The organism is Cupriavidus sp. FW305-46, assembly GCF_058787075.1.
Genome location: NZ_JBYSZI010000001.1, coordinates 98,747 through 125,619, shown reverse-complemented (window position 1 = coordinate 125,619; position 26,873 = coordinate 98,747). Strand labels below are relative to the sequence as shown.

General features: G+C 61.3%; 28 protein-coding genes and 1 pseudogene. 17 read left to right on the top strand and 12 right to left on the bottom strand.

The genetic code is table 11. The features are described from left to right. Window positions 1-22: 22 nt before the first annotated feature. From AC3WON_RS00580 to AC3WON_RS00565, 4 genes are all read left to right on the top strand, one after another. On the top strand, window positions 23-793 hold the full coding sequence (locus AC3WON_RS00580; protein WP_492350849.1) for a TnsA endonuclease C-terminal domain-containing protein: 771 nt from the start codon (window positions 23-25) through the stop codon (window positions 791-793). Further along, window positions 780-2,933: a TnsB C-terminal domain-containing protein gene (locus AC3WON_RS00575; RefSeq protein ID WP_492350848.1), complete on the top strand. Its 2,154-nt coding sequence runs from the start codon at window positions 780-782 to the stop codon at window positions 2,931-2,933. The genes AC3WON_RS00580 and AC3WON_RS00575 overlap by 14 nt, the downstream gene beginning before the upstream one ends. Next, the gene (locus AC3WON_RS00570) at window positions 2,933-4,504 is read left to right on the top strand and encodes an ATP-binding protein (RefSeq protein ID WP_492350847.1); all 1,572 of its coding nucleotides are present in this window, start codon (window positions 2,933-2,935) and stop codon (window positions 4,502-4,504) included. The genes AC3WON_RS00575 and AC3WON_RS00570 overlap by 1 nt, the downstream gene beginning before the upstream one ends. Window positions 4,505-4,565: 61 nt before the next feature. Further along, complete coding sequence (locus AC3WON_RS00565; protein WP_492350846.1) at window positions 4,566-5,807, top strand: TniQ family protein; 1,242 nt, start codon at window positions 4,566-4,568, stop codon at window positions 5,805-5,807. 519 nt (window positions 5,808-6,326) lie between these two features. Here AC3WON_RS00565 and AC3WON_RS00560 read toward each other — a convergent pair. Together AC3WON_RS00560 and AC3WON_RS00555 are read right to left on the bottom strand one after the other, a co-directional pair. Beyond that, window positions 6,327-6,899: an ImmA/IrrE family metallo-endopeptidase gene (locus AC3WON_RS00560; protein WP_492350845.1), complete on the bottom strand. Its 573-nt coding sequence runs from the start codon at window positions 6,897-6,899 to the stop codon at window positions 6,327-6,329. Continuing rightward, entirely contained in the window at window positions 6,883-7,257 is a 375-nt protein-coding gene (locus tag AC3WON_RS00555; RefSeq protein WP_492350844.1) for a helix-turn-helix domain-containing protein, read from the bottom strand. Before AC3WON_RS00555 ends, AC3WON_RS00560 begins: the two co-directional genes overlap by 17 nt. Before the next feature lie 203 nt (window positions 7,258-7,460). Here AC3WON_RS00555 and AC3WON_RS00550 point away from each other — a divergent pair, with 203 nt between their 5' ends. The 4 genes from AC3WON_RS00550 (at window position 7,461) to AC3WON_RS00535 (ending at window position 10,643) form a co-directional block, all read left to right on the top strand. Further along, a complete protein-coding gene (locus tag AC3WON_RS00550; RefSeq protein WP_492350843.1) occupies window positions 7,461-7,694 on the top strand; it encodes a multiubiquitin domain-containing protein in 234 nt (77 codons plus the stop codon). Further along, window positions 7,669-8,856 (top strand): ThiF family adenylyltransferase, encoded by a 1,188-nt coding sequence (locus tag AC3WON_RS00545; RefSeq protein ID WP_492350842.1) that lies wholly within the window; start codon window positions 7,669-7,671, stop codon window positions 8,854-8,856. Before AC3WON_RS00550 ends, AC3WON_RS00545 begins: the two co-directional genes overlap by 26 nt. After that, window positions 8,843-9,268 (top strand): ubiquitination-like system serine protease family protein, encoded by a 426-nt coding sequence (locus tag AC3WON_RS00540; RefSeq protein WP_492350841.1) that lies wholly within the window; start codon window positions 8,843-8,845, stop codon window positions 9,266-9,268. Before AC3WON_RS00545 ends, AC3WON_RS00540 begins: the two co-directional genes overlap by 14 nt. Window positions 9,269-10,223: 955 nt before the next feature. Beyond that, window positions 10,224-10,643 (top strand): amidohydrolase family protein, encoded by a 420-nt coding sequence (locus AC3WON_RS00535; protein ID WP_492350840.1) that lies wholly within the window; start codon window positions 10,224-10,226, stop codon window positions 10,641-10,643. A gap of 109 nt (window positions 10,644-10,752) precedes the next feature. Here the strand turns inward: AC3WON_RS00535 and AC3WON_RS00530 are convergent, their stop codons facing one another. Both AC3WON_RS00530 and AC3WON_RS00525 read right to left on the bottom strand, forming a co-directional pair. Then, a complete protein-coding gene (locus AC3WON_RS00530) occupies window positions 10,753-11,004 on the bottom strand; it encodes a PIN domain-containing protein (protein WP_492350839.1) in 252 nt (83 codons plus the stop codon). Window positions 11,005-11,051: 47 nt separating this feature from the next. Further along, a complete protein-coding gene (locus AC3WON_RS00525; protein ID WP_492350838.1) occupies window positions 11,052-11,429 on the bottom strand; it encodes a hypothetical protein in 378 nt (125 codons plus the stop codon). A 184-nt stretch (window positions 11,430-11,613) separates the two neighbouring features. Here AC3WON_RS00525 and AC3WON_RS00520 point away from each other — a divergent pair, with 184 nt between their 5' ends. Together AC3WON_RS00520 and AC3WON_RS00515 are read left to right on the top strand one after the other, a co-directional pair. Then, entirely contained in the window at window positions 11,614-12,036 is a 423-nt protein-coding gene (locus tag AC3WON_RS00520) for an HU family DNA-binding protein (RefSeq protein WP_492318245.1), read from the top strand. Between the two features lie 554 nt (window positions 12,037-12,590). Beyond that, complete coding sequence (locus tag AC3WON_RS00515; RefSeq protein WP_492350837.1) at window positions 12,591-13,667, top strand: porin; 1,077 nt, start codon at window positions 12,591-12,593, stop codon at window positions 13,665-13,667. Between the two features lie 1,441 nt (window positions 13,668-15,108). Here the strand turns inward: AC3WON_RS00515 and AC3WON_RS00510 are convergent. The 3 genes and pseudogenes from AC3WON_RS00510 to AC3WON_RS00500 form a co-directional block, all read right to left on the bottom strand. Beyond that, window positions 15,109-15,537: a hypothetical protein gene (locus AC3WON_RS00510; RefSeq protein ID WP_492318247.1), complete on the bottom strand. Its 429-nt coding sequence runs from the start codon at window positions 15,535-15,537 to the stop codon at window positions 15,109-15,111. Window positions 15,538-15,933: 396 nt separating this feature from the next. Then, window positions 15,934-16,053, bottom strand: a pseudogene (locus AC3WON_RS00505) (IS5/IS1182 family transposase); the annotation flags it as partial. Continuing rightward, window positions 16,041-16,673 (bottom strand): TetR/AcrR family transcriptional regulator, encoded by a 633-nt coding sequence (locus tag AC3WON_RS00500; protein ID WP_013958643.1) that lies wholly within the window; start codon window positions 16,671-16,673, stop codon window positions 16,041-16,043. The pseudogene AC3WON_RS00505 and the gene AC3WON_RS00500, both read right to left, overlap by 13 nt. Before the next feature lie 281 nt (window positions 16,674-16,954). Here AC3WON_RS00500 and AC3WON_RS00495 point away from each other — a divergent pair, with 281 nt between their 5' ends. Continuing rightward, window positions 16,955-17,848, top strand: a complete 894-nt coding sequence (locus tag AC3WON_RS00495) for an NAD(P)/FAD-dependent oxidoreductase (RefSeq protein WP_013958644.1) — start codon at window positions 16,955-16,957, stop codon at window positions 17,846-17,848. A 96-nt stretch (window positions 17,849-17,944) separates the two neighbouring features. Continuing rightward, on the top strand, window positions 17,945-18,808 hold the full coding sequence (locus AC3WON_RS00490) for a class I SAM-dependent methyltransferase (RefSeq protein WP_492318250.1): 864 nt from the start codon (window positions 17,945-17,947) through the stop codon (window positions 18,806-18,808). 438 nt (window positions 18,809-19,246) lie between these two features. Here AC3WON_RS00490 and AC3WON_RS00485 read toward each other — a convergent pair whose 3' ends face one another. Then, the gene (locus AC3WON_RS00485) at window positions 19,247-19,900 is read right to left on the bottom strand and encodes an NrsF family protein (protein ID WP_492350836.1); all 654 of its coding nucleotides are present in this window, start codon (window positions 19,898-19,900) and stop codon (window positions 19,247-19,249) included. Further along, window positions 19,897-20,592, bottom strand: coding sequence for a sigma-70 family RNA polymerase sigma factor (locus AC3WON_RS00480; protein WP_492318252.1), 696 nt, complete (start codon window positions 20,590-20,592; stop codon window positions 19,897-19,899). Before AC3WON_RS00480 ends, AC3WON_RS00485 begins: the two co-directional genes overlap by 4 nt. 116 nt (window positions 20,593-20,708) lie before the next feature. Here AC3WON_RS00480 and bufA1 point away from each other — a divergent pair, with 116 nt between their 5' ends. From bufA1 to AC3WON_RS00455, 5 genes are read left to right on the top strand one after another with little or no spacing between them, the layout of a single operon-like run. After that, window positions 20,709-21,029 (top strand): BufA1 family periplasmic bufferin-type metallophore, encoded by a 321-nt coding sequence (gene bufA1 / locus AC3WON_RS00475; RefSeq protein WP_492318253.1) that lies wholly within the window; start codon window positions 20,709-20,711, stop codon window positions 21,027-21,029. Between the two features lie 14 nt (window positions 21,030-21,043). After that, complete coding sequence (bufB, locus tag AC3WON_RS00470) at window positions 21,044-21,934, top strand: MNIO family bufferin maturase (protein ID WP_492350835.1); 891 nt, start codon at window positions 21,044-21,046, stop codon at window positions 21,932-21,934. Beyond that, complete coding sequence (locus tag AC3WON_RS00465) at window positions 21,906-22,718, top strand: HvfC/BufC N-terminal domain-containing protein (RefSeq protein ID WP_492318255.1); 813 nt, start codon at window positions 21,906-21,908, stop codon at window positions 22,716-22,718. Before bufB ends, AC3WON_RS00465 begins: the two co-directional genes overlap by 29 nt. Beyond that, entirely contained in the window at window positions 22,715-23,191 is a 477-nt protein-coding gene (locus AC3WON_RS00460; RefSeq protein ID WP_492318256.1) for a DoxX family protein, read from the top strand. The genes AC3WON_RS00465 and AC3WON_RS00460 overlap by 4 nt, the downstream gene beginning before the upstream one ends. Before the next feature lie 55 nt (window positions 23,192-23,246). Further along, the gene (locus AC3WON_RS00455) at window positions 23,247-23,456 is read left to right on the top strand and encodes a GDCCVxC domain-containing (seleno)protein (protein ID WP_492350834.1); all 210 of its coding nucleotides are present in this window, start codon (window positions 23,247-23,249) and stop codon (window positions 23,454-23,456) included. Between the two features lie 427 nt (window positions 23,457-23,883). Here AC3WON_RS00455 and AC3WON_RS00450 read toward each other — a convergent pair whose 3' ends face one another. The 3 genes from AC3WON_RS00450 to AC3WON_RS00440 form a co-directional block, all read right to left on the bottom strand. Next, window positions 23,884-24,867, bottom strand: a complete 984-nt coding sequence (locus AC3WON_RS00450) for a Bug family tripartite tricarboxylate transporter substrate binding protein (protein WP_492350833.1) — start codon at window positions 24,865-24,867, stop codon at window positions 23,884-23,886. Window positions 24,868-24,954: 87 nt separating this feature from the next. Beyond that, the gene (locus AC3WON_RS00445; RefSeq protein ID WP_492350832.1) at window positions 24,955-25,749 is read right to left on the bottom strand and encodes an SDR family oxidoreductase; all 795 of its coding nucleotides are present in this window, start codon (window positions 25,747-25,749) and stop codon (window positions 24,955-24,957) included. Between the two features lie 68 nt (window positions 25,750-25,817). Beyond that, window positions 25,818-26,756: a tripartite tricarboxylate transporter substrate binding protein gene (locus AC3WON_RS00440; RefSeq protein WP_492350831.1), complete on the bottom strand. Its 939-nt coding sequence runs from the start codon at window positions 26,754-26,756 to the stop codon at window positions 25,818-25,820. Window positions 26,757-26,873: the final 117 nt, after the last annotated feature.

The window sequence follows — 26,873 nt, the reverse complement described above, 5'->3', positions numbered from 1 at the left end:
CGACGAGAACAAGTATCGGCGCATGTTGCGCGAAGGACGGGGGCAGGGGACCGGTGCAGCGTACCGCCCCTGGAAGCGCGTGGACGAGGGCACCTCGCTAGGTCGTTGTCACCGTACGACCAGCAGCAAGACGGGCTATCGGATTCACCACCTGCGCTCGAACCTCGAGTACTTCGCCTATCTCGAGTACTGGTGGGATGAGGTGGTCGAGGATATTCGGGAACACTATCCCTTACTGCCCCTGCAACGCACGTTGGATATTGCCCGTGCGCTCGGTGTCCGACACCCGAGAAATCCCCGTACGGCGTTCTGGATTCCGCAAACTATCGATTTTCTCGTTACCACGCGTGAGGGCTTCAGAGCCGCGGCCGTCATGGAGGATGCCGACTGGTATCGGGCGCGCACCCGGCAGACCTTTGATATTGCCCAGGCGTTCTTGGCCGACGAAGGCATCGCCTTGGAACTCGTGCTGGCCTCGCAGCTGCGCACGCAGCGCTCGCGCAACTTGATCTGGATCTACGACGCCCGCGCGGCCCAAACGGACGCGCCGATTCTGGCGTGTGACAGCCCCATGGTGGGCGACATGCTGCGGGTCGTCGCCCGTACCACGGGGATGCCATCGCGCGAACTGGCGCAGCGCATGGATGGCGATTGGAACGCACCCGCAGGGACGGCGCTGGCCTTGATCCGCCGTTTGCTGGCCGAACGCGTTCTCGTGACGGACATCAATTGTGTCGACATCAGCCGAGGCTGCATGCTGGCCCTTGGAGCGAAGTGGTATGGACACTTTTGAAGACCTGCCGTTGCTCGTCGACAACCTTTTGGTGCGCAGGCGAGGGCGCCCGGACGATCCGTTATACCGGATCGTCTGGACAGGCAAGGACTCGGCGACCACCTTCCTTGTGAGGGTCGATGGCGCGGAAGACTGGATCGCCCACACGGCAACCCGAGCGCTGCAGGCGCGTCTCGCGCCCGACTATGCGGACACCGATGCGTTGGAACTGGTGGACCGTGCCGAGGATCCGTTCTTGGCGAGCCACCGTGCCGAGCCGACCCAACGCGCTGCCAAGCGCTTCGCGCTGATCAAGGAACTAGTGAGCGGGGAGAATCTTTACCGCGTGCTAGCGGGCATCCGTACTACGGCGCTGTATGAGGCTTGCGGTAAGGAGGCTGGCAAGTCTCGGCAGACCATCGCGCAATGGGTCAAGCTCTATCTCACCCGCGGCCTATGCGCCGACGCCCTCGACGGGGACCTACACCACTGTGGCGGCCGCGGCCAGCGCCGCAACACGACGCGCAAGATCGGGCGGCCCCGCGTGCATACCGAAGGTGTCGGCACCCAGGTCGACGCGCGGGGCCGCGGCATCCTGAATGCCGGCTTCGTCGTGTATAAGGCGCAAAACCTCAGCTACAAGCAGGTCAAGGAATTTATTGATTTGCATTACTGCCGTGATTGGGCGGTCAGTGCGCGCTATACGGTCGGGCAAATCCGCTACTACATCGAACAAGCTGAGAGCGTGGTCGCGCGGGAAAAACGCCGACAAGGCGCGCGCAACTTCAAATTAAAGTCGCGCCCGTACCACGGCAAGTCCCGGGTGTACGGACCCGGCGCGGAATACCAGATCGATGCCACCGTCGCTGACGTCTACTTGGTCTCCGCGCTAAATCGTGCGCAAGTCGTGGGCCGCCCGACCATCTATATCGTTACCGATACGTTCTCGCGGTTGATCGTCGGCTTCTACGTCGGCTTCGAGAACCCATCCATTCTCGGCGCGGCGCTGGCAATCGAGTCAGTGGTGACACCGAAGGTCGATCTCTGTCGGGGCTACGGGCTGACGCTCGACGAGGCGCATTGGCCGTCCCATCATCTGCCCGCGCGCATTATGCATGATCGGGGCAGCGAGTTTATGAGCTTCCTGGCTTGGCAGCGACTAAAGGGACGTTATGGCGTTGACTTTGACAATGCGCCTCCATTCCGACCCGACTGGAAGGCGATCGTCGAGTCGCGATTCCACCTGTTGAACAAGGAATGGGGACCCTACGTGCCCGGCCTCGTCGAGCGCGACTATCAGGAGCGCGGCGGCGCCGACTACCGGCTGGATGCACACCTGACGCTGCAGGAATTTACCAAGGTATTCGTCTCAGGGGTCCTCAAGTACAACAATCGACCGCTCGAGGACATCGATCACCTTCCCGAATTCGTCGCCGAAGGACTGCCGCCTTCGCCGGTGGAACTCTGGAAGTTTGGCGTGCAGCATTTCAGCGGATTGCTTCGCAGCGAAGCAATTGATGCGGTGCGCGCTTGTGTTTACCCGCGAGCGACTGTCCGGGTGACCAAAGAAGGTATTGCTTTCGGGACGCGCTTTTTTGAAACACCTAGAAGCGTGGCCGAGCAATGGTTCTCGCGGGCACGGTTTGACGGCTCGTGGACGGTTGACCTCGCCTGCGATCCCGCGGCGCCGGAGCGGGCCTATTTGATCCACGACGATGGCACCTTCGAGCGCGCGACGTTGCGCGCCACCGGCGCGCATTACAACGAATCGGTGAGCTTGGCCGAGATCATCCTGCTTAAACAAGCTGCCGCCAAGAACTTCGCGAAGGGGGTGCATGACATCGCCGACTTCCAGCTCGATGTGCAAGCGTTCGCCGAAGACGTCATTGCCACGGCCAAGAAAAAGACGGCAGACGAGAAGACCCTGGCAGGAGTCAAGGTGCCCTCAACGAAGGACATTCGCGCAGCCCGCGAGGGCGATCGAGACCACGAGCGCAGCAAGCGTGCCGCCGCGTTCGTTGAGCCGCAGGCCGAGCGATCCACTGGGGCACAACGGGTCGAGCGCCTAGACACCGCCGCGTGGGACGACGATGGCATTGCCGAAGACGCGTTGGTGGAGATCAAGCGTCAGCGCCAAGCCAACGATCAAGGAGATGTGTGATGGAATTGAGAATGACGGATTCGAGGTGGGTCGCGGATGGCGCCAAAATCCTGAGGGTCGATGCCGCATACTGCAAGGCGCAAGCCGGGGAGCACCGCGGCAATCCACTGGTGGAAGCGCTGCCCCCCTATCTGCAGTCCGACGAACCGCTGAAATATTTCGCAAGCTACCCCGAGTGTCACGAGTGGGAGCGGCGAGAGTCCCAAGCATACCGCATCAGCGCCATCCGTCGTATCCGTAGCTTCCATGAAACCATGGGCTGGGACCAAGCTGTGATGAAGGACATCTTCCGCACGGTATGGGGCTCGTATGACCACCGCAATCCCGTCGTCAACCGAGCCGCTGCGGTACAGAACCTTTACGAAGCCATTCAGAAAGGGCGCATGTCGGCGCAGCCACTCGCACCCATGGAGCCGGCGCATGCCTCCATGATTGGCTTGGTTGGCGCCTCGGGCATGGGCAAATCCACCGTCGTGCGCCGCACGCTCAGTTTCCTGCCGCAGGTCATCAATCACCCAATGCATGGATTTCGCCAATTGGTTTGGATTCACGTGCAATGCCCGCCCAATGGCGAACTGAATCAGCTCCTCTTATGGCTGCTACGACATATCGACAATCTCATGGGTACGAATCACGTCGCCATGCTCAAAGGCCGGTTCGGGACGTACACGGATCGGGTCGACCTGCTGGCGCGGTTGCTGCGCATGTACCACGTCGGGATTCTTGTATTGGACGAGGCGCACTACGTCTTCCAGAAGAATACGCGCGAGATCTACTTGAACTTCATTACCAATATCACCAATGGGGGCGAAACCGCCGTCATGCACGTGGGCCTGCCCTCGGCGCTGGAAGCGTTCTTCCGCAACATGTACACGGCGCGTCGTGCTACTGATGGGGGCCTGCGCACGCTGGAGCCGAACATGAACCGCGCAGACTGGGACAGGTATGTCGACGGATTGCTGCAGTATCAGTGGACACGCGAAATAACCACCGTTGGGGAAATCGGGCCTACGCTAGAGATGTTGACTGGTCGGATCCCAGCGCTTGCGAGCCGCTTGTTCGAGCTCGCCCAAGTCAGAGCGGTCTCGAGTCGATCCGCCAAGAAGGTGACCGACACCATACTGCTCGATGTGGCCAAGCGCTACTTCAAGCCGGTGCAGGACTGTCTCGCCGTCCTGCGTGAAGAACGCCACATCGATCTGACGCGCTATGACGCTGAGTTGAGAAAGGCAATCGATCGCCTCGAAGAGGAAATCGATATGCGCACCACCTCGGCGTCGAAGGCGCTCGATCCGGGCCGGATGCGTCGTGCGTGGCATCCACTGCTCAAGCGTGCCTGCTTGCAGCTAGCCGACTTGGGCGAAGATCCTGCCAGCGGCATACCGAAACTGGTCGCGCTGATCAATCTCAACCCGGGCGCGACGCTGGAATGGCTGGTGGAGAGCTATCTCAAAGAGTCGCTTGCGCCCGAGTCGGCACCCACGCTGCCGGGGCCAGCCGATGCCAAGGCAGCGGCGCAGATGCAAGCCACGCGCAACGCGGTGCGCAGTAAAGCGGCGCGTCACGCCTAGGCATCAACCATGTGCCACCGCGCACGCGCCTTCGCGCGCGTCAAAACAGGAACAAACACCGATGCTCATCGATTTGCCTCCGCCGTATGAAGACGAGCTGCTCCACAACGTTTGCCTGCGCTATGCCATGCAGCTATTGCCCGAAGATGCGGACCAGGTCTTACGGCACTTGTTTCGCCCGAAAACGCCAAAGTGCGTGTACTATCCGCCGTCGGTTGCGCCGTTCTCCGTGAGTTCAATGCCCCACCTGGCGCGCGTTCTGCCGCATCTGGTCGAGAACCATTCGCTCATTCCATATTTACTGACGTTTCAAGGCCGGACGCGGACCCAGCAGCTGTATCGCCGGGAAGGCGGATACGACTACCTGCGTGTGCTGCACCGTTTTGCCGCCGCAGAATTTCCGGCGGCGCTGAGATGGTGTCCCCAGTGTGTCAAGGAAGATCGTGAGAAGCACGGGGAATCCTATTGGCGACGCGCCCATCAGTTGTACGGGACCTGGATGTGCCACCGGCATCAATTGGATTTGGTCGCGTCAGAAGATTCCGGGCGGGATTGGATGCCGAACCGGCCCGCCGATTTCGCAATACCCAAGCGCGTCGAGAAATACGTCAAGCCAACTGTTTTTCGCTCCGAACATTCTCGTCTCCTGCACAACCGACTATTCGGAATACTGGCGTCGCCGTACGCTACCTTGGCCGAGTCGACGCCGCACCTCGGATCTGTACGGTATATTCACTTCCAATCCAAGTATTTTCCGCGTATCGATACACTCGTCCACGAGTTTCGCGGCATGTGGGCCGAAGTGCTTGCGCGCGCGGTGGGCCGCCAGGTGTTTGGGCGACTTCCCCGTGAAAATTTTCCTAGTCTTCGCTTGGGATGTCGCAAGCCTTACCTTCGTGTGATGCTCGAGGTCTTCTTTAGGGAGACATATGGCATCGATATCCATGACGAGCGATACAGCCGACAAGTTACCTGGCCCACCTCTGCGCAGTTGAAGTTCCGTTGCGCGAGCCGCATCTGTGGACACGGTGAAGATCATTGGGTCACCAGCTATAGGATTTACTCCGGTGATAAAAACTTCGCCCATGTAAATTGCCCCTGCGGTTTCTCATTTAAGGTGAACGTTTCACTGGCGGGATGCGACATTTCATTGAAAGACGTCGATAGAATTAACAACTATGGCGATAAGTATGCAGACTATATTGCCATGCGCCGTCGGGACGGGCTGACTCTGGCGACAATCGCCGATGAACTCGGCATTGCCAGGAGTGCCGCTAAGATGATCGCAAAGCGGCCAAGATGATGGCTGAATGCGGGGCGGCCCAGGCCTGTTGAAAGCGCGGCGGATAGCCCCGCCTAGGGATTGCTGCGTGCTTACATGGCCGTCGTCAAATCTGTAGCGTCTGTAAGCAGTGGGAACCGCGGGGAGTCGCAGTTTCTGGCCGGTGGCCACGCGCGGCTTATCCGTCGACAAGATGCGTTAGGCCTTGAACGCGACCCAAGGGCTATTTTTAGGAGACCGCGCGTGACGATCGCCATCGCACGGCCTTCCTGGCGTCAATGGCAGCTAGCGACTGCGGATTCAACCGGTCGAGACGGCGCAATTCCAAGGGCCGTATCCGAGTGGAACTTCCGTGCCGTCACTGGAGGACCAACCTATTGGATGCATGATGTGACAACAGAGGTTGCCCTCACGTCCTCGCCTCGTGCGAAATTCTCGCGGCACAGCAACGGCTTGAGGGGAACTAGACCCAAACCGCCCGGCGTGTTGAGGCTTTTAACGTTGCAACGGTTTGTGCCATGGCCTCTGACACACCATTAATTAAATGAAGGCACTAGTCAGGAGCTTTAACTGCTGAAGTCTAATGGTCATGGCCTGATCGCTAACCGCGAACGTACGGGCCAAGAGCGCCACGTCGGACTCTTCCTCCAAGTCGAGATGGAATGCCTGTGCCTTCAGTAGGTCCGCCGGCATCAATAGGGCAGAGGCAAACAGATTCGCCTCTCTTTCTTCGGCCGGAGAAGTAAGCGACTCGTCGTGGGCGTACGCTTTGTCAGAAGGCACGCCAACACGCTGGTACACGCGCATATTGGTGTCTATGAACAAGCGGTCAGCACGACAATCATGTAGGACTAGATGTCCAATCTCGTGCGCTAAGGAGAAGCGTTGGCGGTTGGGGTGATGTTCCGCATTTATGAGGGCATGTCGATGCCCTCCTTTAATCATCAAGACGCCTGAAACCTTGTTTTCCAGCTGCTCGTAGCGGACGTTGACGTTTAGCGAGTTGCAGACTTTCTCGAGATCCACTGGGCAGGACAGTGCATTTGCTTTGCGTAACACTTCCTCCGATTGCCTTTCGATAGCGGCAGCACGGCCGCTAGGCGTCTTGGTCATTCGAGGCTCCAGGGTTGGCGAGTTGTGTCAGGATTTCGGCGACTCTAGGTGTCGTCTTAACGTTGCGGCCTTGGAAGGTCAGTTCGCCGACTGCTTCAGACTCTACAAGCGACTTTGTCTCGGCCAGGGTTGGGAGTAGCTCAGACACGGACACTTGTAGGACCTCGCAGATGCGATAGAGCACGTGCAGCGGGACCTTCTGGTTGCCTCGCTCTATGTTAGTGATGGAAGTTCGTTCGAGGCCCACCTCTTGAGCCAGCGCACCCTGGGTCAGCTTTCCCAGCGGACCTCTGTCAGCCTCGCGCAGCTTCTTCAGCCTTGTGCCGAGTGCGGCGTACAGGCGCTTCTCATCAATCATGATGCAAACATTCTCCTATGAGGGAGAAGTTTAGCATCCCCAATGCATAATGTCAACAATACTGACATTGTCGTCCATTAATGTTTGTGTCATTGACATAGTTAACGCAGTTGACATTGATTCCGGGGCGGTTTACTCTGCACCTATGGCATCACACCGGGGATGCTTCATAGGAGGTTGAAATGGCTCATGAACCGAATACCGTGACGATCGTCGTCGAGGGGAGTCCCCACGAGTGGCCCAAGAACGAGGACATCTCGTACGAGCAGGTCGTCAAACTGGAAGTGTCGGATTACTCGACCACCTCCGGCATCAGCTACGCCGTGAAGTACACGCGCGGCCAGGGCAACAAGCCCGAGGGCATCCTGTCGCCGGGCGAGTCCGTGAAGGTCAAAGAAGGGATGGTGTTCAGTGTTTCAGAAACTGGTCAGTCATAACGAGGACATTCGTCGCCTGGTCGAGAAGGGCTACGCCGTTGCGTTTGACGGCCCGCATCTGATCGTCCGCGACGTCCCATACCTCGATGCCGGCGGTGCGCTGCACCAGGCTGCGTTTGTCGCGAAGCTGGTCTTCGTAGACGAGATGCGAGTCGTTCAAGATGATCATCAGATCTACTTCAGCGGCGGCATCCCGCACAACATGGATGGTACCCCTGTGCAAAACCTTGCGGGGGGCCCCCACACGATCGCCTTGGGCCTAGGCTCTGCAGATGTGGTCGTGCAGCGCTCCTTCTCGAACAAGCCCCGTGCTACCGGGAAGTTCGAGAATTTCTTCGACAAGATAGAGAGCTACGTAGCGCTTATTTCAGGACCCGCCATGGCGCGTTACGGCGTAAGTCCGTACACGTTCAGGGTCATCGAAACCGAACAGGAGCCTTCGGTTTTCAAGTTCCAGGACACGCTCACAAGCCGTGCTGAAATCACGGAGCTCTCGCGCAAGTTCGCCGACGAGGTCGTCGCCATTGTTGGGTTGGGTGGCACGGGCAGCTTTGTGCTCGACTACATCGTGAAGTCGCCGGTCAAAGAGATCCGAGCGTTTGACCTCGATCCGTATCATGTCCACAACGCCTACCGCTCACCAGGCCGGCTTGTGGAAAGCGAGCTCGATAAGTCGAAAGCCGACGTGTATGCGGATCGGTACGAGAATTTTCGGTATGGGCTGGTATGTCAGGCCAAGATGCTGGATAGCACTTCGGGCAGCGATTTTGACGGTGTGACGTTTGCATTCGTCTGCGTGGATAAGGGTTCAGCCCGCGCCGAAATCTTCAAAATCCTCATCGAGAAAGGCATTCCTTTTATCGATGTCGGCATGGGGCCTTCCATATCGAAGCAAGGCTCTATCAAAGGGTTGCTGCGTACCACGTATTTCCCGCCGGGCAAGGCGGCCGATGTCGCGGCCCAGGGGCACGTCGAGACGCAGGATGCACCCGAGGACGTGTATCGAACCAACATCCAACTCGTCGAACTCAATGCCCTGAATGCCGCCATCGCCGTGATTCGATACAAGCAGTTGCGCGGGTTCTATGCGGACGATGTCCAGGGAAACAACTTCCTGTTCGATATACGCGACCTTAAGATTGCTTCAGATGGCGAAAATTGACCGGTTGCGCCTTGAGCGCGTTCACTACATGCCGAAGGTCCTCGAGCCTGGCGTGCTGTACGCCTCAGAGGAATTTGGGGCGGCAGCACACCTGTGCGCCTGCGGATGTGGGGCAAAAATCCGCACGCCGCTCGGTCCCACTGAGTGGAGGCTTGAAGACACTCAAGACGGGCCCAGTCTGAGTCCGTCTGTGGGCAATTGGCAGCAACCCTGCCGCTCACACTATTGGATCTGGCAAGGGGAGGTCGAATGGCATGGCGACTGGACGGTAGCCCAGGTTCAGGCGGGCCGGCGCCGCGAGCATCAGCGCCGCGAGAAGTATTTCGCGGCACGGGAAAAGGAGCGCCATGCAAAACGGTCCCCTGTTAAGCGCGTCTGGCGCTTTATCAAGGACCTAGTGGCCGGGCGCTAAGCTTCGACAGCCTCCCGGCATTGAAGAGTCGGCAATACGAGCCACAGCGGAGGTTGCCACGTTGATCGACCGCCTTGGTTCTTCGGTGTCGATTTCGGTTCGCTTGATGTGAGCGGACGGCGGCAACAATTTCATGGCGTGTCCGCTGGCGGCGCTTAACCTGGTGAGAGCCACCTCCACTTGAATGACGGGACTGGAACCAACCGAAAGTGGATTTGGCTAACGAAGGCCTGTCAAGCTCCACCGCTGTGGCGGAGCTTCGCTTTGGTCATTCAGTCTGAGAGCCCGGCAGTCGCTTTCTGGCGGGTCTCAGCCTGTCTGTTCGCGTGCGAGGCGGTGCCGGCTATTGCTCAAGAACTCCAAATATGTGGAAGAAGTTAATTTCCAGCCGGCGCACTTCTCGTAAGAACTTTGGTAGTGCGGTCCAACCGATGGCAACGAAGAATCAAAGGCTTACGAGGCATTTCGTCCAAAGTTAATTTGCACGACTCACCATTTGACCTCGGACATTAAAGTCCTTCCAAGACATTAAAGTCCCGTTCTAGACATTAAAGCGCCTTCCTGGACATTAATGTCCTTTTGAAATGTCTTGTCCTGGGGCTCTTCGCTTCCTGCTTTGCCGCTTACCTCCAAGGCATACACGGTCGCGCGCCCGCGCCTCGAAACAACTGCTATGCAAAATCCCCCCTTGTCTTGCGTTTGACCGGTCTGGGTTTGCATAGCCGTAGGCACGGAGAAGCCAGGCCTAGCGCGCGGCTAGCCGTTCACGTGGTTGGCGATGCGGCGCTGGACCAGGTCCTGGCAGCGTGGGAAAGCCTTGACAAGGCGAGCCCGGGTGCTGTCAGAGGCTGGACCATCGAGCATGCATTCGTGGTTCCGCAAGGAGCAGCTTGAGCGTGTGCGCGCTCTGGGCGCTAGGCTGTCCGTGTAGGCCCACCTGTACGTTGCGGCACCGGTGCTATCGAAGTACTGGGGGCACGACCGAGCGGAACACGTGACCCCCGTGAAGACCTTCATGGATGCCGGCTTCCAGCTCGTCGGCGGCACCGACTCCGTTAACATGTCGGTCAATCCGTTTTGGGGGATGTATCACTTCATTACCCGCGACACGATCGCCGACGGCGTCTATGGTCCGGACGAGCGCGTGCGACGCGCCGACGTGCTGTGCATGTTCACCATCAACTATGTCGACCTGAACGGCGAGGCCGATACCAAGGGCTCGATCGAAAAGGGCAAGCTGGCCGACTTCGTGGTGTTGTCGGGAGACTATCGGGCGGTGCCTGAAGTCGACATCCAGAATCTCCACGCCATTGCCACCCATGTCGGAGGTCGCCAGGTGTACCGCGACGCGGCGACTTCGGTTCCGGCCTTCTGAGTCAAAGCCGGGCCAGTTCGCCTGGCGGCTCAAGCCCTACCTGCCAGGCATCCTGGCCCAAGCCGCTGACACTTGGGCACCAATCTGGTCGAAGGCGTCAACAACCGGATCAAGGTGACGGGCCGGCGCCAAACGCCTCGGCGAGCGAGGCGACACGCCGCGCGGGAATCCCCAGCTCCGCGCCAAGCCAAGCTAGCAAGGGATCGAATCCCTTGTCGCGGGAGAGCACGAACACGGGCCCTTTCTCGCCTTTCTCCACCATGCGGCCGATCTCGAAGGCGATGTGAAAGTCGAGGGCGTTGGGGCCTACCCCGCTCGAGCGGACCCACCGGGCTCGCTCGCCAAGCGCTTGCAGGCCCATGGCCACCTCAATGGGGACCTTCCTCTGGACCTCTCCGGCGAACACTACTAGACGCGAACCCGCGAGCCGGAAAAATTGGATTCCTGGACGCTCTCAAAGTCGACCAACACGACCGCGCTGTGGCTCATCGTTGAGCATCCCGGGGCATTCTGGTCGCCCACGTCGGCACGGGCCCCGCCAAGTTGGCGCGCCAGCCAATCCTCTTCCGCAAGACCCTCATGGCTAATGCCTTCCGTTGTAGTTCTTGTATCAACGTTCATTCTACCCAACGCATCCAGAGTGGAAGCGTTATCGAGGAGCTGGCTGAGCCAATATTCCGAGGCAGAGGATTCTGGAGTAGTCAGTTCAACAAATGGGTGGTGTTCGACCAGTTCAAGGCGACAGTCTTGAACGAGTTCGAGCAAGTCGCTAGGCAGGTCTGACATTGGGTGAGGGTATCCGGGTGAATTCCTCCTGGCTGCGACTACCACATGCCTGAGCGCTGGACCGTGAAGATTCCTGCGTAACAAGCCACAACATGCGGCCGGCCCCTACTGCACATCTGCATGAACCTCCGCGATGCTGCGCGGATTCCGGCAATAGTGCCGGTATTCCTGCAAAAGGAGCCACATGGCAACGAAGAAGACGGCCGCCACGAAGACTGCGGCCAAGAAGTCGGCAGCGCCGGCAAAGAAGGCTGCACCTGCAGCTAAGAAGGCCGCAGCAGCGCCTGTAGCGAAGCCGCTGAAGGAGACGTTCAACAAGTCGAGCCTGCTGGCTCACTTGGTTACCCAGACCGAACTGGACAAGAAGACGGTGCAGACTGTCCTGTCTCACCTAGAGAACACCATCGTGAGCGCTATCCACAAGAAGGGCGCTGGCGAGTTCACGCTGCCGGGCCTGTTTAAGGTGGCTGCTATCCAGGTCCCGGCCACGAAGAAGCGCTTTGGCAAGAATCCCTTCACGGGACAAGAGCAATGGTTTGCTGCCAAGCCAGCATCGGTAAAGGTGAAGGTCCGTCCGCTGAAGAAGCTGAAGGACGCAGCCCTGTAATTCTTGAGGCGGCGCTGCAAGTAAAGATGGGAAGGGGGGTGCTTCCCATCTTTGCGCATACGGTCGGCGGTCTCACCGTACCGAGCCATTGGCTGATCACGACGATATCCACGCCTGCCTTGAGTAGATGAGAATCTTCGATATCGATCTACCCCAACGACATTGCGCCCTTATATCGATATCAATATCATCTTGGACCTCGATATAACCAAAGGGCTCATGATAGCTAATTGGCGTATCTTGGCATTCCCTGTAGGCCTCTCACAAGCGTGCGTCTGGAAATCGCAACAGCGCGAACAGGAATTTTTGATGTCTTCGTGTGGCATTTGCTACCCTTATGGGGCCGCAAATCATGTCTACTTGGTTGGCTTGCGGACAAAGTATCATTTAATAGTCCATCGCTTCAGATACGCAGCAAATACAATTCAACTTCAAATTGCACAGCCGCGAAATTGCTGTGTCGATGTGTACGCTCGTTCCGAGGCTGGAAACCTGGGTACTGCACGGAAATCATGTTCCATGCGCGACTGCTCACGAGGACAATGAGAGGTCAGATGAAAAAAATACTTGCGATAGCTGCCGCATCGGTCGCAGTCAATGCGGCGTACGCCCAGTCCGGCGTGACGCTGTTCGGTATCGCCGACGCCGGTATCGAATTCAACAATAATGCAGGGCGCAACGGCGACAGTCTCGTGCGGCTGGTTTCCGGGAATCAGTCTGGCTCGCGTTGGGGCCTGCGGGGCGCGGAGGATCTGGGCAGCGGGCTGAAGGCAGTCTTTCTGCTGGAAAGCGGCTTCGATATCGATACCGGCAATTCGGGCCAGAGCGGGCGTCTGTTCGGCCGCAATGCCTATGTAGGGCTCGATAGCCAATACGGTTCACTGCTGTTGGGGCGTCAGCAGACCAGCATGCGCGAATTCGGCAATATCTATGATCCCAATGCTATTGCCGACCGCTACAGCATCCTCTCGATTGCGCCGGAGTTTGGCGCGCGCGCAGACAATGCCATCAAGTATGTCGGCAAGTTCGGAAAGCTAACTGGACAGGCTTTCTACTCATTCCAGGCTAATGGCAGCGAAGTGGCTGGCAGCAACGTATTCGGACGTAATTTCGGCGCGTTTTTCAACTATGCCTCCGGCCCCTTCGCGCTGGGCGTGGCCTATGACGATGTGCACGTCGGCACGCCGTCAAACCAGGCGCCGGTCCTGAGGCGCGTTTCCGTGGCTGGCACATATGCGGTGGGTGATGCTAAGGTCTATGCGGGCTACCGCCTGGCGAAAGCCTATGATGGCGCCATGCTGCCGGGCGCCCAGGCGGCTGATGCCGGCTCGAACCTCTACTGGCTAGGCCTGGCTTACAAGCTGACGTCGGCTTTCTCCCTGACTGGCACGGCTTACTACCAAGACTTCCGGCAGACCGGATCCGACCCCTGGCAATTCGTGCTGACCGGCGATTATTCGCTCAGTAAACGCACCGACCTCTACGCGTCAGTCTCCTACGCGCTCAACAAGGATAACTCGGCGCTAGGTGTTAATGGCTTCAACAGCGGTAGCGGCACGTCGGCCGTCTTCAACGTACAGCCTGGCAAGGATCAGGTGGGTGCGGTGATGGGCGTTCGTCACCGGTTCTGATGCGACTTGCCCCGGCGACGGGGCGTAGTTCCCATACGGTTGACCAGCAAAAGTGGCAGCGGCACGTTGGCGCGGCGGTAGCGCGCCAGATCGGCGATCACTTCGCCGGTGGCGGGCCAAGCCTAGTCTTGTTGCCCTTGCCGGTTATTTCCAACCACCAGCGCTCGATGCCTTGCGAATCGCGCGGGCAGAAGAAGAGGCTTGGCCTGGAAAATTCCTTAATCGGCACTTACCCTGTCCTTGCAAAAAGATTCGCTCGCGGGACTCAAAGTTTCCGTCCTCGATTGAACGGACGCCTGTGTGCGGATCGTGCAGCTCAGTCGTATTCCAAGCACTTGCCCTTGGCCGCGCGTAACCTTTCCGGGCTCGGCGGCGAATCTTTTGATGACGACGGCTTCGTTCGAGGGCTCGCCGCCCCCGGCGAAGAGGTTGCTCTTGATCGCTGGAGGTGCGCTACTCTTGCTTCTCGTCGGCGCGGTGATCGCCCTTGGCGCGGGCGTCGCGTATGGCAGCACGACATGGGATGTTTATACGGATGGTGCCAGTATTTCCGGTCCACGCGATCCCTATACGGACAGTGGGAAGCGGGGAAATACGATATCTATACGGACGTGCCAAGATCGGCGACAAACGCGACCCGTTCACTGATGGTGCATAGTCCAGATGCCTACGGGGTGGATCGCCACCGCCTTGCATGAGCGGGCCATCCACCTGCGACATACCTGGAGCGCTTATGTGACTGAGCTTTTCACCCAGGCGGGTCGCGCTTTAGACAGCATCCGGCGTTACAGCGCCGCGGATGTAGCGCGGGTCAGTTTCATCGACGCAGCGGAGCACCTATGAGCGGGCACGTCTGGTTCGACCAGCAATTGAAACCTATCCCGAACGCTGATCTACGGACCTCAACTACGCTCTGATCGTCACGGAGTACTGTCCCGCGAGGGGGCACGGAAGGTGCGCTGCAATCGTTCATGCAGATTCCGGGGGTGAATCTGCATGCGTTTGGCGTTTGGCATCTGCGCGTCTGTGCGTCTGCGCGTCTGCGCCCTCGTAGCGAGCCACAGCCTTGCTGGCAGACCGGAGCGCGCGGCCGTGCTGTCGGTACTGATGGCATCTGTTCGAGTATCTTCGGTGAAGCGGTGAAGCGGTGAAGCGGTCGGTGAAGCGGTGCACGGACAATAAAGTCAGAAACATCGCGTCAATAAAGTCAGAAAAAATCGTCCTCAAACACCCAGCGACCTGTGTCTGGCGTGGCTTTCCGGACTTTATTGACAGCCTGCATAGACGCAGGCTATTGCGCCCTTATACGCCACGGTTTCCTTCATCGGGTGCCACTGTAGACCGCGTGCAGATTTCCCTTGTTGGAAAAGCCATCATGCACGCGACCGTGCGCGAAGCATCCCCGTGATGCCGGTCCTTGCCTCGGATTGCCCGCCTGCTGTCAGGCCATTTCACTGGCAGCTTCGCCGGCCAGCGCGACTTCCGTCTCGTCGGACACCGTGCTTTCCGCTATCGCGTTGTCGTCTTCTGAAACCATGTCGCCCAGACCGATGACGACCGTGATATTCGGCGTCCAGTTCTTGCGGTCGGTGCTGACCTCGGCAAACGTTGTCACCGTTGCGGTGTAGCCCTGCGTTCTGAGGTCGTCGGCTAGCCGTTGCGCGCGCGGTTCCAGCGCTGCTTGCGGATTGTCTTCGTTGATGTCGAGTACCAGTCTGGTCTCGAATTCTTCCTTGCCCTTCTGGATTGCCGTTTGCATTGCCTTGAGTTGCTTGTTCGCGAGCGCGACGAGCTTGCTGTACCTGGACTCTTCCTGGCTGGCTCGCAGTGCCTTGGCGGCGTTGATGATTTCGGTGCGGTCCACGAACATAATTGCCTTTCAAGGTGAAGGAGAGAAAGCGCAGGCGCCGCACGGGCTTGACTTCAGGAGCCAGCTTTTCTGGGATGCGACGACAACTGTATAAATATACAGTGTTCGCCGGCTAACCGGCAAGGGAGTAGAGGGTGAAAGTCCCTGACCGCGGAAGATCTACCTCTCCTGGCACCGGCTGAGGCTGGGTAGCTTGTAGGCGCTGGATTCAGGCCGTTGTGCAATGTCAGCCGTAGGGAAGCAACCGGCTGCTCAAGTCCGAACGTCATGACGACCAAGTTGAGAGGAGCCGACCGGCGCCTTACGACCCTTCCCTGTCGTTCCACTTAGGCCGCAGTAGCGGCCGCTATCGTGTGTAAAGCGGCCTCTGCCTGCCCGCGCGGACGGCTTTTGCGCTCATGCAATGGCCTCGCCCATCAGTCGTCCACGCATCATCCATAGGTTGCTCAGGGCGAACAGCGTACGCAACTGCTGCGTGTTCTTCATCGGCCGCGATGGCATCTTTAGATGCCACCGTGCGCGGCGATGAACATGGCGACTGCCGACCGGCAATAGGATTCGATTTCGTTGTCGTCCTCTGCTCTCGCCTCGTCGAAGCGGGCGATAAGCAGGAGATCGGATCCTTTGAAAAGCGCGGCGAACAAGCGGGCGGACTGGAGAGCATCGGGTACGTTCAGAATCGCTTTCGCGTGCAACTGACGCAACACGGCCTCGATTTGGGCGATGACATGGGCGGGGCCGGCTTCGTAATGGAGCTTGCTTAACGACTTTTGATTCGTCTTGTCGGCCAAAACCATGGCTTCGACACTGCGGACGTCCGGGCTCAACAGCGTGCGAAGCAGGGATGACCCCACCGCCATGAGCTGATCTTCGGCCGAACCGTCGACGCCTTCAAAAAGAGCCTGCGGTGCAAACTGCTCGCAGCGGGCCACCATGGCCGCGCTGAACAGCGCCTCCTTGTTCTCGAAGTGCCGATAGATGCTTAGCTTGGATATCTTCGCCCGCTGGGCGACCTTGTCCATGGTCGTCGCTTGAAAACCCAGTTCCACGAAGAGTTCGCAGGCGGTGTCGACTATCGTTTGGCGAAGCGCCTCGTTGGCGGGCCGACCGCGCCGGCCCTGGCTGTTTTCGGTCACGAAAATTCCAGTACTTGACAGTATTCAAATTCTTGCACTACGATACCACGGAGTATCGAAAATGTGCAAGCCAAGGGTAGGTTCCAACCGGTTGTCCAAATCAGCTTTCCCCGGGCCGCCCGGCGATAACGAATGCGGCATTGTCCGGCCGGTCAATAGCCATGGGCAACTTTCTGCCAATGCCGAAGCCCTGCTCGCTGACCGTCTCAAGCGCTTATCTCCGGACGTTATTGCGCACCAGGCCTAGCCACCCCTCTATCCACAACACGGAGCCCATCACCATGAATGACGTCATCATCATCGGCGGCAGCTTTGCCGGCCTCGCCGCCGCCCTGCAGCTCGGCCGTGCGCGCCGCAAGGTCACCGTTCTCGATACCGGCCGGCCGCGCAACCGCTTTGCCGGCCACTCGCATGGCCTGCTCGGCCACGATCACAAGCCGCCGCTGGACATCCTAGTCGAGGCGCGGCAGCAGCTCGCGCGCTATCCAACGATCAGGCTGGTCAATGCTCGGGCCGAGAGCGTGTCTGGCGCCATCGACGATTTCTGCGTCGTCACTGACGATCACGAAAGCCTAAGGGCGCGCCGCCTCATCCTGAGCTATGGCGTAGCCGACCAGATGCCTGATGTTCCGGGCTTTGCCGAAAGCTGGGGCACGTCCATCGTGCCCTGCCCCTATTGCGACGGCTTTGAAGTCGCCGGCCAGCATTGGGGCCTCGTCTGGTCCGGCCCACAGTCGCACCAGTCTGCCAGGCTGTTCCGCGATTGGACTGACAAGTTGACTGTCTTCGCCGATGGTCATGACATTGCGGCCGATATCCAGGCCGATCTGGCGCGCCGCAACATACCTGTCGTCGATGGCCGGATCGTCGAGATCGCCCATCACAAGGGCCATATCACCACGGTCAATCTCGATACCCGCCGCAATGTCGCGGTCGACGTCCTGTTCGCCCATCCGCGCAACAAACCGTCCGCAAGCCTGCATGAATCACTGGGCCTTGCCACGGTCGATACGCCCACTGGCATCGTCCTCAAAGTCGACGAGCGCCGCCAAACCAGCATCCCCGGCATCTACGCCGCTGGCGACCTCGCCACGCCCTTCTTGCCCTCGGTCACCCAGGCATCATCGCAGGGCGCGATGGCGGGTATCTTCGCCCAGCAGTCGATGGTTGTTTGAGAGCACGGATTCCTTTCTCCCGTTGCGTCGTCGCCTTCGAAAAGGTTGGCGTAGATCGGCGCGGTGAAGGACGGATCGTCGAGTCAAGGAGATGACATGGCAGAGCAAAGTGCCGATCAGGTCGGTGACTGGAACGGTCAAAGCGGGGAGCGCTGGGTTGCCAACCAGGCCCGGCTCGACGCTATGGTGGCGGTGTTCGGCCAGGCCGCGATAGAAGCCGCCGCGCCTGCGACGGGTGAGCGCGTGCTGGACATCGGCTGCGGCGCGGGCGCGTCGAGTCTGGCTCTCGCAGCCCGCGTCGGCGCAGGGGGCCAAGTGCTGGGCGTGGATATATCCGAACCGCTGATCGGCCGAGCGCGCGCGCTTGCGCAACGGGATACGCCGGCCCTGTTTCAGGTGGCCGACGCCAGCAGCGCAGAGCTGCCCGAGGGCGCGTTCGACATCCTGTTCTCGCGTTTCGGGGTGATGTTCTTCGACGATCCGATAGCGGCGTTCGCCCACATGCGACGCGCGCTCCGGCCCGGCGGGCGGGTCGCTTTCGTCTGCTGGCGCGGCGCGGCCGAGAACGATTGGGTGCGCCTGCCGATGGGCGCGCTCAAGGGCATCGTCCCGCCGAGCGCGCTGCCCGATCCCGAAGCGCCCGGCCCGTTTTCGTTCGGCGACCGGGGGCGCGTGGCACGCATCCTGACGGCGGCTGGCTTCACCGATATTGCTATCGCCCCCTTCGACGCTTCCGTCCCGTTCGGCGAGGGCGGGACGCGGGACGCTGCGATCGACGACGCGGTGAAGATGACACTCGAGGTCGGCCCGTTGTCGCGTGCGCTCGCTGATCAGCCCGACGACATCCGCGCCCGCGCCTCGGCCGCAGTTCGTGCCGCCTTCGCGGGGCTCCCCGGCGAGCGGTCGGTGATGATCAACGGCGCGGCGTGGATCGTCATGGCACGCAATCCGGTAGGCTGACAGGGATTAAACAGGGAGACGCCCCCGCTCGGTGGAGTGGGGCGTTTTTGGCCGGTCAAATTGATGTCCCTCCAAGCTTGGAAGCCGCCATTAGTGAGCTAGAAGCCTTGATGGCGAGGTACAGGCCGCTTTTGGCCGGTCTCGACCCGCTGGCCATTTGGGGCCGGACTCTGCAGCGCCAGAAGCGACTTCCGACCCACTTCGGCCGTCGGCCCCGATGCCAAGTCAAGGGCGGCTTCCAACGTGCAACCGTCATTCGTGCTGCCGCGTTGGTCGGTAAGTTCTCGGCCTATCCGGGGCAACTGAGAATCGTAGACAGAGGGAGATGAATACTGTGACGAGCCTTCCGCTTCCATCGGCTCTACCTGCATGCCCTCCTGGCGGGCGTCGTGGCCAAGTGCTTGTCACACAGGCTGGGAGAGCTGCCGTCGGGTAGCCTCAGTGTCGCGCCATTCGAGCGAACGGTCGAAGTCCAAATAGACTGCCGGCACCGACAAACAGCAGCGCGACACCCAGATTCCACAACAAGACCATCGCGCTGGCATCCAGTGGATGAATGAGTAGCAGGCTCGTTGCCGCCATCGCGGCAACGGCAAGGCCCGCACACATCGCCACCGGCGTTGGCGAGAGGCGTGCCACATAGCGCAACATGGCCGTCAAGGCAATGGATAGCGGCGCGCTGACCATCACCAGCGTTGCGAAGCAGCGCGCGGTCTCGCCGGGCGACATGCCTTCCGGCCCGATCACCACCCAGTTCGTCAGGCAGCCGTAACCGATTGTGCCCACCCAGACGGCCAGGGATGGCAGCGGCAACAACAGCCACCGGCGCGAGCGACCCGGCACGCTGGCGATGAACGCGGCCGCCGCGGCCAAGACGCCGGTCACGATGGCGGCTGTAACGCTGGTGACGAAGACGGGCTGTTGCAGCTTCAGCGCAAGATCTGGCCGCACGCCATTCACGAGCACTACCAGCGCTAGCAACAGGGCAGCCAGCAACAGCCAGCACACCACCCGCACCAAGGGCCGGTGCAAGCGGCGAACCGGCGTGGCGTCAGCCACCAGCGAGTCGATCAGGTCAGGGGTGTCTCTCACGGCTTGCTACCTTGGGATTCGAACAGTTTGCGCAGTGTCTTCAAGGCGCGATGGGTGGCCACTTTCAGCGCGCCGACAGACATGCCGCTGGCGATGGCGGCCTCTTTCAATGACATCTCCTCCAGTTTCAGCATGCGCAGCGCCTCGCGCTGTCCGGCAGGCAGACAGTCCACCGCGTCGCGCACCGCCCGTGCGTCCAGTGCCATTTCCTGGAGGTTCGCGCCGGGGTCGGAAATGGTTTCCGGTTCCGTGTCGAGCGGTGTTTCTCGCGCACTGGTGCGTGCCCGCCGGCGCAGGCCGTCGACAATCCGCCGGCGGGCGATGGCCACCAGCCACGGGCCGAACGGACGCGCCGGGTCGTAGGTGTGGCGCACGGCGTGAATCGTGAGCAGCACATCCTGCACGGTGTCCTCGATATCGCCGGGGTTGCGGACCTGGCGTACGGCCAGCGCCCGGATGTACGGGGTGATGCCTTCGAGCAGGCGCCGGTACGCCGCGCGGTCGCCGGCCTGTGCGCGGGCCATCATGGCCGACCAGTCCGGCGTGCCGTCCGGGCGGCACGCGGGTTTGGACAAGGGGTCAGGACCAGCCGCATCGTGCGTGGCGTCAACGAGACCCAGCTTGCCGCCGGCATGGTGGCCTGGACGTTGTGAGCGGTCAGCTTGGGAAGACATGCCTGAATTCTGCTTCATGGAGAGCCGCCTGTCGCGCAGTTAGTTTTTCCGGGGATGCGTAACCTTTGGTCGCGTGGGGCCGAATCTCCTGACACGGCTCCGGATCCGGGCCGCAACCGTCAGGAGAAAGCAAGATGAACAAGCATGTATTGGCCGCATCCACCTTGTCGTCCGCCCTAGGGCTGGCGCTTGCCATGGTCGCCGCGCCCGCGCAAGCGCAAACCACGAAGGACATGAGCGCGATGCCGCAGGTCGTGAAGGACAACATGGCGAGGATGGAAAAGAGCAAGCTGGAGAAGTGCTATGGCATCAATGCCGTGGCAAAGAACGACTGCGCGGAAGGTGCGCATTCCTGCGCGGGACAAGCCACGCAGGCACGCGATGCCAAATCCTACGTGCTGCTGCCCGCCGGCGATTGCAGCAAGATCCAGGGCGGCAAGCTGAAGGCCTCCTGAGGCAGGGGCGAAACATGCCTGCCGCGGCTGTCGCCTCTCCACGCGCCCTGGGCCCGATCCCGCCGCGCGCCGGGATCGGACTGCGCTTTCGGCACCATCAGGCAGTGGTGGAGGAACGCCCGGCCGTTGCGTGGTTCGAGGTGCATACGGAAAACTACATGGGCGGCGGCCGCGCGCCGGGCTGCCTGGACGCCATTCGCCGTGACTACGCCCTATCGCTGCACGGCGTTGGCCTGTCGCTGGGCAGCGCAGACGGGTTGGACCTGGCGCATCTGGCGCGGGTGCGCGAGGTGGTTGAACGGGTCGAACCCGGGCTTGTGTCGGAGCATCTTTCCTGGAGCACCACCCGCGGCACGTATCTCGCCGACCTGCTGCCCTTGCCGATGACCGAGGAGGCGCTTGCCGTGGTATGCCGGCATGTCGACCAGATCCAGGGCGCACTGCGGCGCCGCATCCTGGTCGAGAACCCGTCTACCTACCTGCAGTATCGCCACTCAACCGTTCCCGAGTGGGAATTCCTGGCCGAAGTGGCGCGGCGCACCGGGTGCGGCTTCCTGTGTGACGTCAACAATATCTATGTCAGCGCCTGCAATCACGGATGGGACGCCATGACCTACCTGCATGCGCTTGCGCCGGCCGCTATCGGGGAAATCCATGTGGCCGGCCACAGTGTGCGGCAACTCGGGCAGGGGCAGGTCCTGCGCATCGATGATCACGGCTCGCGCGTGGCACCGGCGGTGTGGTCGCTCTACGAGGCGGCGCTTGAGCGGTTCGGTGCGGTGCCGACGCTGATCGAATGGGATACGGACGTGCCGCCTCTCGATGTGCTGATGGGGGAAGCGCGTATCGCTCAGGCGGCACTGGAGAAACAGCAGCATGCAATCCGATCCGCCCTCATTGCTTGAGCTGCAGCGCGCGTTCGCCCAGGAACTGGGGAATGCTGCCACCGGCGAGGCCTCGGCGCACGTGATCGCGGACGGGCTGGCGCCCCAGGCGCGGCTGGGCATCTACCGAAACACCGCCACCGCCACGCTCGTAGGCGCGCTGCGCCTGTCTTATCCTGCCATCCAGGCGCTGGTAGGCCCCGAGTTCTTCGAAGGCGCGGCCCGGCTGTTCATCGGGCAGTCTGCCCCGCAGAGCGCGTGGCTGGATGCGTATGGCGAGGCGTTCGCGGAATTTCTGGCGCGCCTGCCTGGGGCAGCCGCAATTGGCTACCTGCCTGACGTCGCCCGGCTGGAGTGGGCCGTGAGTACGGTCTTGCACGCGCCGGACGTCACGCCGCTCGATCTGCGCCGCCTGGCGGAATCAGACTTATCCGCAGCCGGCGATATGCATTTCTTGCCGCATCCCGCGGTGCGCCTGGTGCATGCCGCGTTCCCCGTCGATGCCATCTGGCGCGCGGTGCTGAACCGCGACGACCATGCCCTGTCGCGCATCGACCCCGCTGCGGACCCGGTCTGGCTGCTGGTGCGCCGCACATCGGACGGCATCGACGTCGACCGGCTCAGCGCGTGGCGATGGCAATTCACCGCGGCCTTGCTGGCCGGGCATCCACTGCACGCCGCGTTGGGCCCGACGCCGCCGGCGGACGCACCCGCGTGGCTGGCCACGCTGTTGTCGGCCGGCTGCTTTACCGGCTTCGGCCGGGCCCAGGCCTCTGACTTACCCATCCCGGATCTCTCGCCATGACACACGCTGCGCCTTCCCCCCGCGCCTCTCTAACGCTTGCCGCGCGCGCGCAGCGCGCGGTGGATTGGCTCGATCGCATGCCGTACACAGTCCTGGCCATTCCGTTGCGGCTCGCGGTCGCCACCGTCTTCTGGAATTCGGCCGTGGCCAAGCTGGCGAACTGGGTGACGGCGGTGGAGCTGTTCCGGGAGGAATACCAACTGCCGCTGCTGCCGCCCGAACTGGCCGCCTACCTGGCGGTATCCGTTGAGCTGACGGCGCCAGTGCTGCTGGTGCTCGGCCTGGCAACCCGCCCCGTGGCGCTGATACTGCTTGGCATGATCACGGTGATCCAGCTGTTCGTTTATCCGCAGGCATGGCCTACGCATATCCAGTGGGCGGCAATGCTGCTGGTACTGCTGGCGCGGGGGGGCGGGGCGCTCTCGGTTGACTGGCTGATTCACCGGCGTCTCACGGACGCTTCGGAGCACTGAGCCGTGTGGACGGGAAGCCCGGGCGATCCTTCTGATCTTCAGCGACGATAGTGCGATGCGCGACGTCATCCTGGAATCAGTCGTGACCTGCCCACATTGCGGGTGGGCGCAGCGGGAGACCATGCCTACGGATGCTTGCGTGTTCTTCTATGAGTGTCGGCATTGCAGAGTGGCGCTGAAACCCAAATCGGGAGACTGCTGCGCATTCTGCTCGTTTGGTTCGGTCAGAGGTCCGCAGGTGCAGCAAGGACGGGTCGCGAATTGAGTGAAGTTCTATACGCCGTGGCGAATGATCCGCCGTTGCCTGCGAGGGCAGACGAATATTTCCAGCGGCGGGCGGCCGTCAACCGCTTCCGCGAGGAGGCATATGTTGGCCTTTCTGCCGTGCGATTCGTGTACTGGGCGGAAGCCAGCCGTTTGAAGGTCGCCGATTCCTTTGGTGTCGGAGAATGTCGAATGTCCGGTCGGTTGAGCGAAGCCGACGGCTGGGTGTCCGCCTTGGCGATTCGGCGAGTGGCAGAAGTTGGCCGAACGCGGACATCGGTTTGCCGTCAACCGCGATTGGCACGGTTGATGTCTTCTACGTTTGGGTCATCCGATATGTAGAACGACTATGGTCGGCGGGTACGAGCCACCTTGACAGTCGAGACGTCGATGAGGGCATCCGGGGCGCTACCAGATGCCCCATTACCTTATTCGACCCTGATATTTGCTGCCTTGACGACGTCGCCGTACTTCTTCAGATCGGTCTGAATCTGCTTGCTAAACGCCTCCGGCGAATTGCCGACCGGAACGATGCCTAGCGTCGCGAGCCGCTCGCGCGTGTCAGGCAGGTTGACAACGGTATTCAGTTCCTTGGACAGGCGATCGACGATCTCCCTCGGGGTCTTGGCAGGGGCCAGCAACCCAACCCACGAGTCGCTGACCTGGCCCGCGACACCTGATTCTTCCAGCGTCGGCACATCCGGCAGGGCGGGTACGCGGCTCGCACCGGAGACAGCGATCGCCGTGGCCTTGCCGGACTTCACGTATTGCTGGGCACCGGCCACTGCGGTGTACAGCACGGGCAGCGTGCCCCCCACCAGATCGCCCATGGCCTGGCCGCCACCCTTGTAAGGGACGTGAACCATTTTCAGGCCGGTGCGAGCCTTGAGCAGTTCGCCGGCCAGGTGCGGCGTGCTGCCGGTGCCGGCGCTGCCATAGGACAGGCCATCCGGCCGGGTCTGTGAATATGCGACGAGTTCCTTCAGGTTCTTCGCCGGCACGGACGGATGAGCGATCAGGATCAGTGCCGCATCGCCAATCTTGCCGACAGGCACGAAGTCCTTGAGCGGATCGAACGGGATCTTTGGGAAGACATGTGGATTGATGACGATGGTGCCATCGAAGCCAAGCAGTAACGTGTAGCCGTCCGGTGCCGACTGGGCGGCCATCGCGGTACCAATATTGCCCGATGCGCCGGGCTTGTTGTCGACTACGATCTGCTGACCCAGGCGCTGGCTCAGCTTGTCTGCAATCACACGTGCGCTGGTGTCCGAGACGCCACCGGGCGCGAACGGCACGATCAGGCGGATGGGGCGCGAAGGGTAGTCCTGCGCGACGGCGCCCGTGCCGAATACTGCTGGCGGGACGGCGACTATGGCGCATAGCGCCTTGACGAGGGTACGACGTTGCATATTGTCTCCTCCTGCTCAAACAGTGAGTTTTTTGGCGTTATCGCCTGTTATTGGCACTGCAAAACGACGGGTACGGCCTCGGCACGATCAGACGACAATGGGCGTGGTGGCACCATCGATCGACAGGATCGCGCCAGAGATGTAGGCCGCCCGCGCCGATGCGAGGAACAGCACGGCATCTGCAATTTCTTCGGGCGCGGCCAGCCGCCCGAGCCCGGTGCGCTCGCTGGCGCGGCGCAGTGCCTCGTCCACGGTCGCGCCGGCCAGCTTGGCCTCGGCCTCCAGGCCTTGCTGAAGCCGTTCGGTACGCGTGGCCGACGGATTCACCGCGTTCACCCGCACCCCGGAGCGTCCGTAGGCGCTCGCCAGCCCCGCAGTGGCCAGCATCAGCGCGGCGTTGGCGGCGCCGCCGGGCAGATGGGTCGGGCTCGCAACCTTGCCACCCATGCCGATGACGTTGACGATCACGCCGCTGCCCGCCTGGGCCATCCGCTTGATGACGGGGTCGATGACATGGATGTAGGCAAAGTACTTGGCGTCCATGGCATCGCGCCACGCCGAAGGCGTGAGCTCCGCCGGAGGCGTACGACGCGCGCCGCCGGCGGACGTGACGAGGATGTCGATGCCACCCAGCGCGGCCGCGGCCGCGTCAGCGGCGTGGGCGGCCTGCATGGCATCGGTCAGGTCGGCCGCGACGGTGAAGGGCGGGCGGTCCGGTGCGTCGGCCGCCAGCGTCGTCAGCGCGGTGGCGAGATTCGCCTCGCTGCGGCCGACGATGGCAACCCTGGCGCCCTCGCGCAGGAATGCGCGCGCGCATGCCAGTCCGATGCCGCGGCTGCCGCCGGTAATCAGCACGCGCTTTCCACTCAGTTCAAGATCCATATCGGGTGGTGTCCATGTCAGTTCGATGTGTGCCGCGGCAAGATACGCGGGGCGGCCCGGCGACGCCGCTATTCAGGCTGGATGCCGCCGCGCCTGGCCACATCCGCCCACTTCTGGGTTTCCTTGCCGAGGAACGCGCGAAACTCCGCTGGCGGCGTCAGCACGATGGTAGCCCCCTGGTCCTTCATCTGCTTGGCGAGCGCCGGATCCTGCGTCACCTGCTGCAGGTCGTGATGGATCTGCTCCACGATGGCTGCCTGCATGCCCGCCGGCCCGAACAGGCCGTACCAGTTCAGCGATTCCACGCCGTCGAGTCCCGCCTCCTTGAACGTCATGGCATCCGGGAAGAGGGCCATACGCTGGTCTGCCGCCACGCCGATCACACGCAGATTGCCACTCTGCACGTGAGGCAGCGCTGTGAGTACGCTGGTAAAACCGGCACCGACGTGGCCACCGATGACATCGACCATGATCTGCGCGCCACCCTTGTACGACACCGGAATGGTCCTGAGATTGCCGGCCTGGCGCAGCAGCTCGCCGGTCAGCCGCGTTTGCCCTTCGGAGTAGCCGATGCCGAGCGGTTGGCTGCGGGCGGTCCTGACCAGATCGGTCAGCGACTTCGCGGGGTTGGACTTCGACACGACCAGCACCATCGGCGAGATGGCGAGCCGCGTGATGGGGGAAAAGCCGCGTACGGTGTCGTAGGGCAGCTTCTTCATCAGCACGGGATTGATCGCGTGCGAACCCACCACCATCAGCAGCGTATAGCCATCCGGAGCAGACTTGTACACGTGGCCGGAGCCGATCACGCCATTGGCACCTGGCCGGTTTTCCACAATGACAGACTGCCCCCAGCGCTCGGAAAGCTTCTGCGCAATGAGCCGGCTGACGATGTCGGTGCCGCCACCGGGCGCATAAGGCACCACCAGCGTGACGGGCTTTTCCGGCCACTTGGCCAGGGCGTGCCCGGAAGCCAGTGCTGCCGCGGTACAGGCCATGGCGCCCATTACGCGCATGGCGCGCAGTGCGCCACGAATCGAGCGAACATTCCACATCGTGTGTCTCCTCCATTTATGTCTTGTCAGTCCGGATGCGCGCCGGCATCCGTGTCGGCATCGCGTGCC

What these genes read in the sequence shown, in the direction of transcription:
- AC3WON_RS00580 (WP_492350849.1), top strand. Translation starts at nt 23, where the DNA reads ATGTTGCGCGAAGGACGGGGGCAGGGGACCGGTGCAGCGTACCGCCCC.
- AC3WON_RS00575 (WP_492350848.1), top strand. Translation starts at nt 780, where the DNA reads ATGGACACTTTTGAAGACCTGCCGTTGCTCGTCGACAACCTTTTGGTG.
- AC3WON_RS00570 (WP_492350847.1), top strand. Translation starts at nt 2,933, where the DNA reads ATGGAATTGAGAATGACGGATTCGAGGTGGGTCGCGGATGGCGCCAAA.
- AC3WON_RS00565 (WP_492350846.1), top strand. Translation starts at nt 4,566, where the DNA reads ATGCTCATCGATTTGCCTCCGCCGTATGAAGACGAGCTGCTCCACAAC.
- AC3WON_RS00560 (WP_492350845.1), bottom strand. Translation starts at nt 6,899, where the DNA reads ATGACCAAGACGCCTAGCGGCCGTGCTGCCGCTATCGAAAGGCAATCG.
- AC3WON_RS00555 (WP_492350844.1), bottom strand. Translation starts at nt 7,257, where the DNA reads ATGATTGATGAGAAGCGCCTGTACGCCGCACTCGGCACAAGGCTGAAG.
- AC3WON_RS00540 (WP_492350841.1), top strand. Translation starts at nt 8,843, where the DNA reads ATGGCGAAAATTGACCGGTTGCGCCTTGAGCGCGTTCACTACATGCCG.
- AC3WON_RS00530 (WP_492350839.1), bottom strand. Translation starts at nt 11,004, where the DNA reads ATGGGCCTGCAAGCGCTTGGCGAGCGAGCCCGGTGGGTCCGCTCGAGC.
- AC3WON_RS00525 (WP_492350838.1), bottom strand. Translation starts at nt 11,429, where the DNA reads ATGTCAGACCTGCCTAGCGACTTGCTCGAACTCGTTCAAGACTGTCGC.
- AC3WON_RS00520 (WP_492318245.1), top strand. Translation starts at nt 11,614, where the DNA reads ATGGCAACGAAGAAGACGGCCGCCACGAAGACTGCGGCCAAGAAGTCG.
- AC3WON_RS00515 (WP_492350837.1), top strand. Translation starts at nt 12,591, where the DNA reads ATGAAAAAAATACTTGCGATAGCTGCCGCATCGGTCGCAGTCAATGCG.
- AC3WON_RS00510 (WP_492318247.1), bottom strand. Translation starts at nt 15,537, where the DNA reads ATGTTCGTGGACCGCACCGAAATCATCAACGCCGCCAAGGCACTGCGA.
- AC3WON_RS00495 (WP_013958644.1), top strand. Translation starts at nt 16,955, where the DNA reads ATGAATGACGTCATCATCATCGGCGGCAGCTTTGCCGGCCTCGCCGCC.
- AC3WON_RS00490 (WP_492318250.1), top strand. Translation starts at nt 17,945, where the DNA reads ATGGCAGAGCAAAGTGCCGATCAGGTCGGTGACTGGAACGGTCAAAGC.
- AC3WON_RS00480 (WP_492318252.1), bottom strand. Translation starts at nt 20,592, where the DNA reads ATGAAGCAGAATTCAGGCATGTCTTCCCAAGCTGACCGCTCACAACGT.
- bufA1 (WP_492318253.1), top strand. Translation starts at nt 20,709, where the DNA reads ATGAACAAGCATGTATTGGCCGCATCCACCTTGTCGTCCGCCCTAGGG.
- bufB (WP_492350835.1), top strand. Translation starts at nt 21,044, where the DNA reads ATGCCTGCCGCGGCTGTCGCCTCTCCACGCGCCCTGGGCCCGATCCCG.
- AC3WON_RS00465 (WP_492318255.1), top strand. Translation starts at nt 21,906, where the DNA reads ATGCAATCCGATCCGCCCTCATTGCTTGAGCTGCAGCGCGCGTTCGCC.
- AC3WON_RS00460 (WP_492318256.1), top strand. Translation starts at nt 22,715, where the DNA reads ATGACACACGCTGCGCCTTCCCCCCGCGCCTCTCTAACGCTTGCCGCG.
- AC3WON_RS00455 (WP_492350834.1), top strand. Translation starts at nt 23,247, where the DNA reads ATGCGCGACGTCATCCTGGAATCAGTCGTGACCTGCCCACATTGCGGG.
- AC3WON_RS00450 (WP_492350833.1), bottom strand. Translation starts at nt 24,867, where the DNA reads ATGCAACGTCGTACCCTCGTCAAGGCGCTATGCGCCATAGTCGCCGTC.
- AC3WON_RS00445 (WP_492350832.1), bottom strand. Translation starts at nt 25,749, where the DNA reads ATGGATCTTGAACTGAGTGGAAAGCGCGTGCTGATTACCGGCGGCAGC.
- AC3WON_RS00440 (WP_492350831.1), bottom strand. Translation starts at nt 26,756, where the DNA reads ATGGGCGCCATGGCCTGTACCGCGGCAGCACTGGCTTCCGGGCACGCC.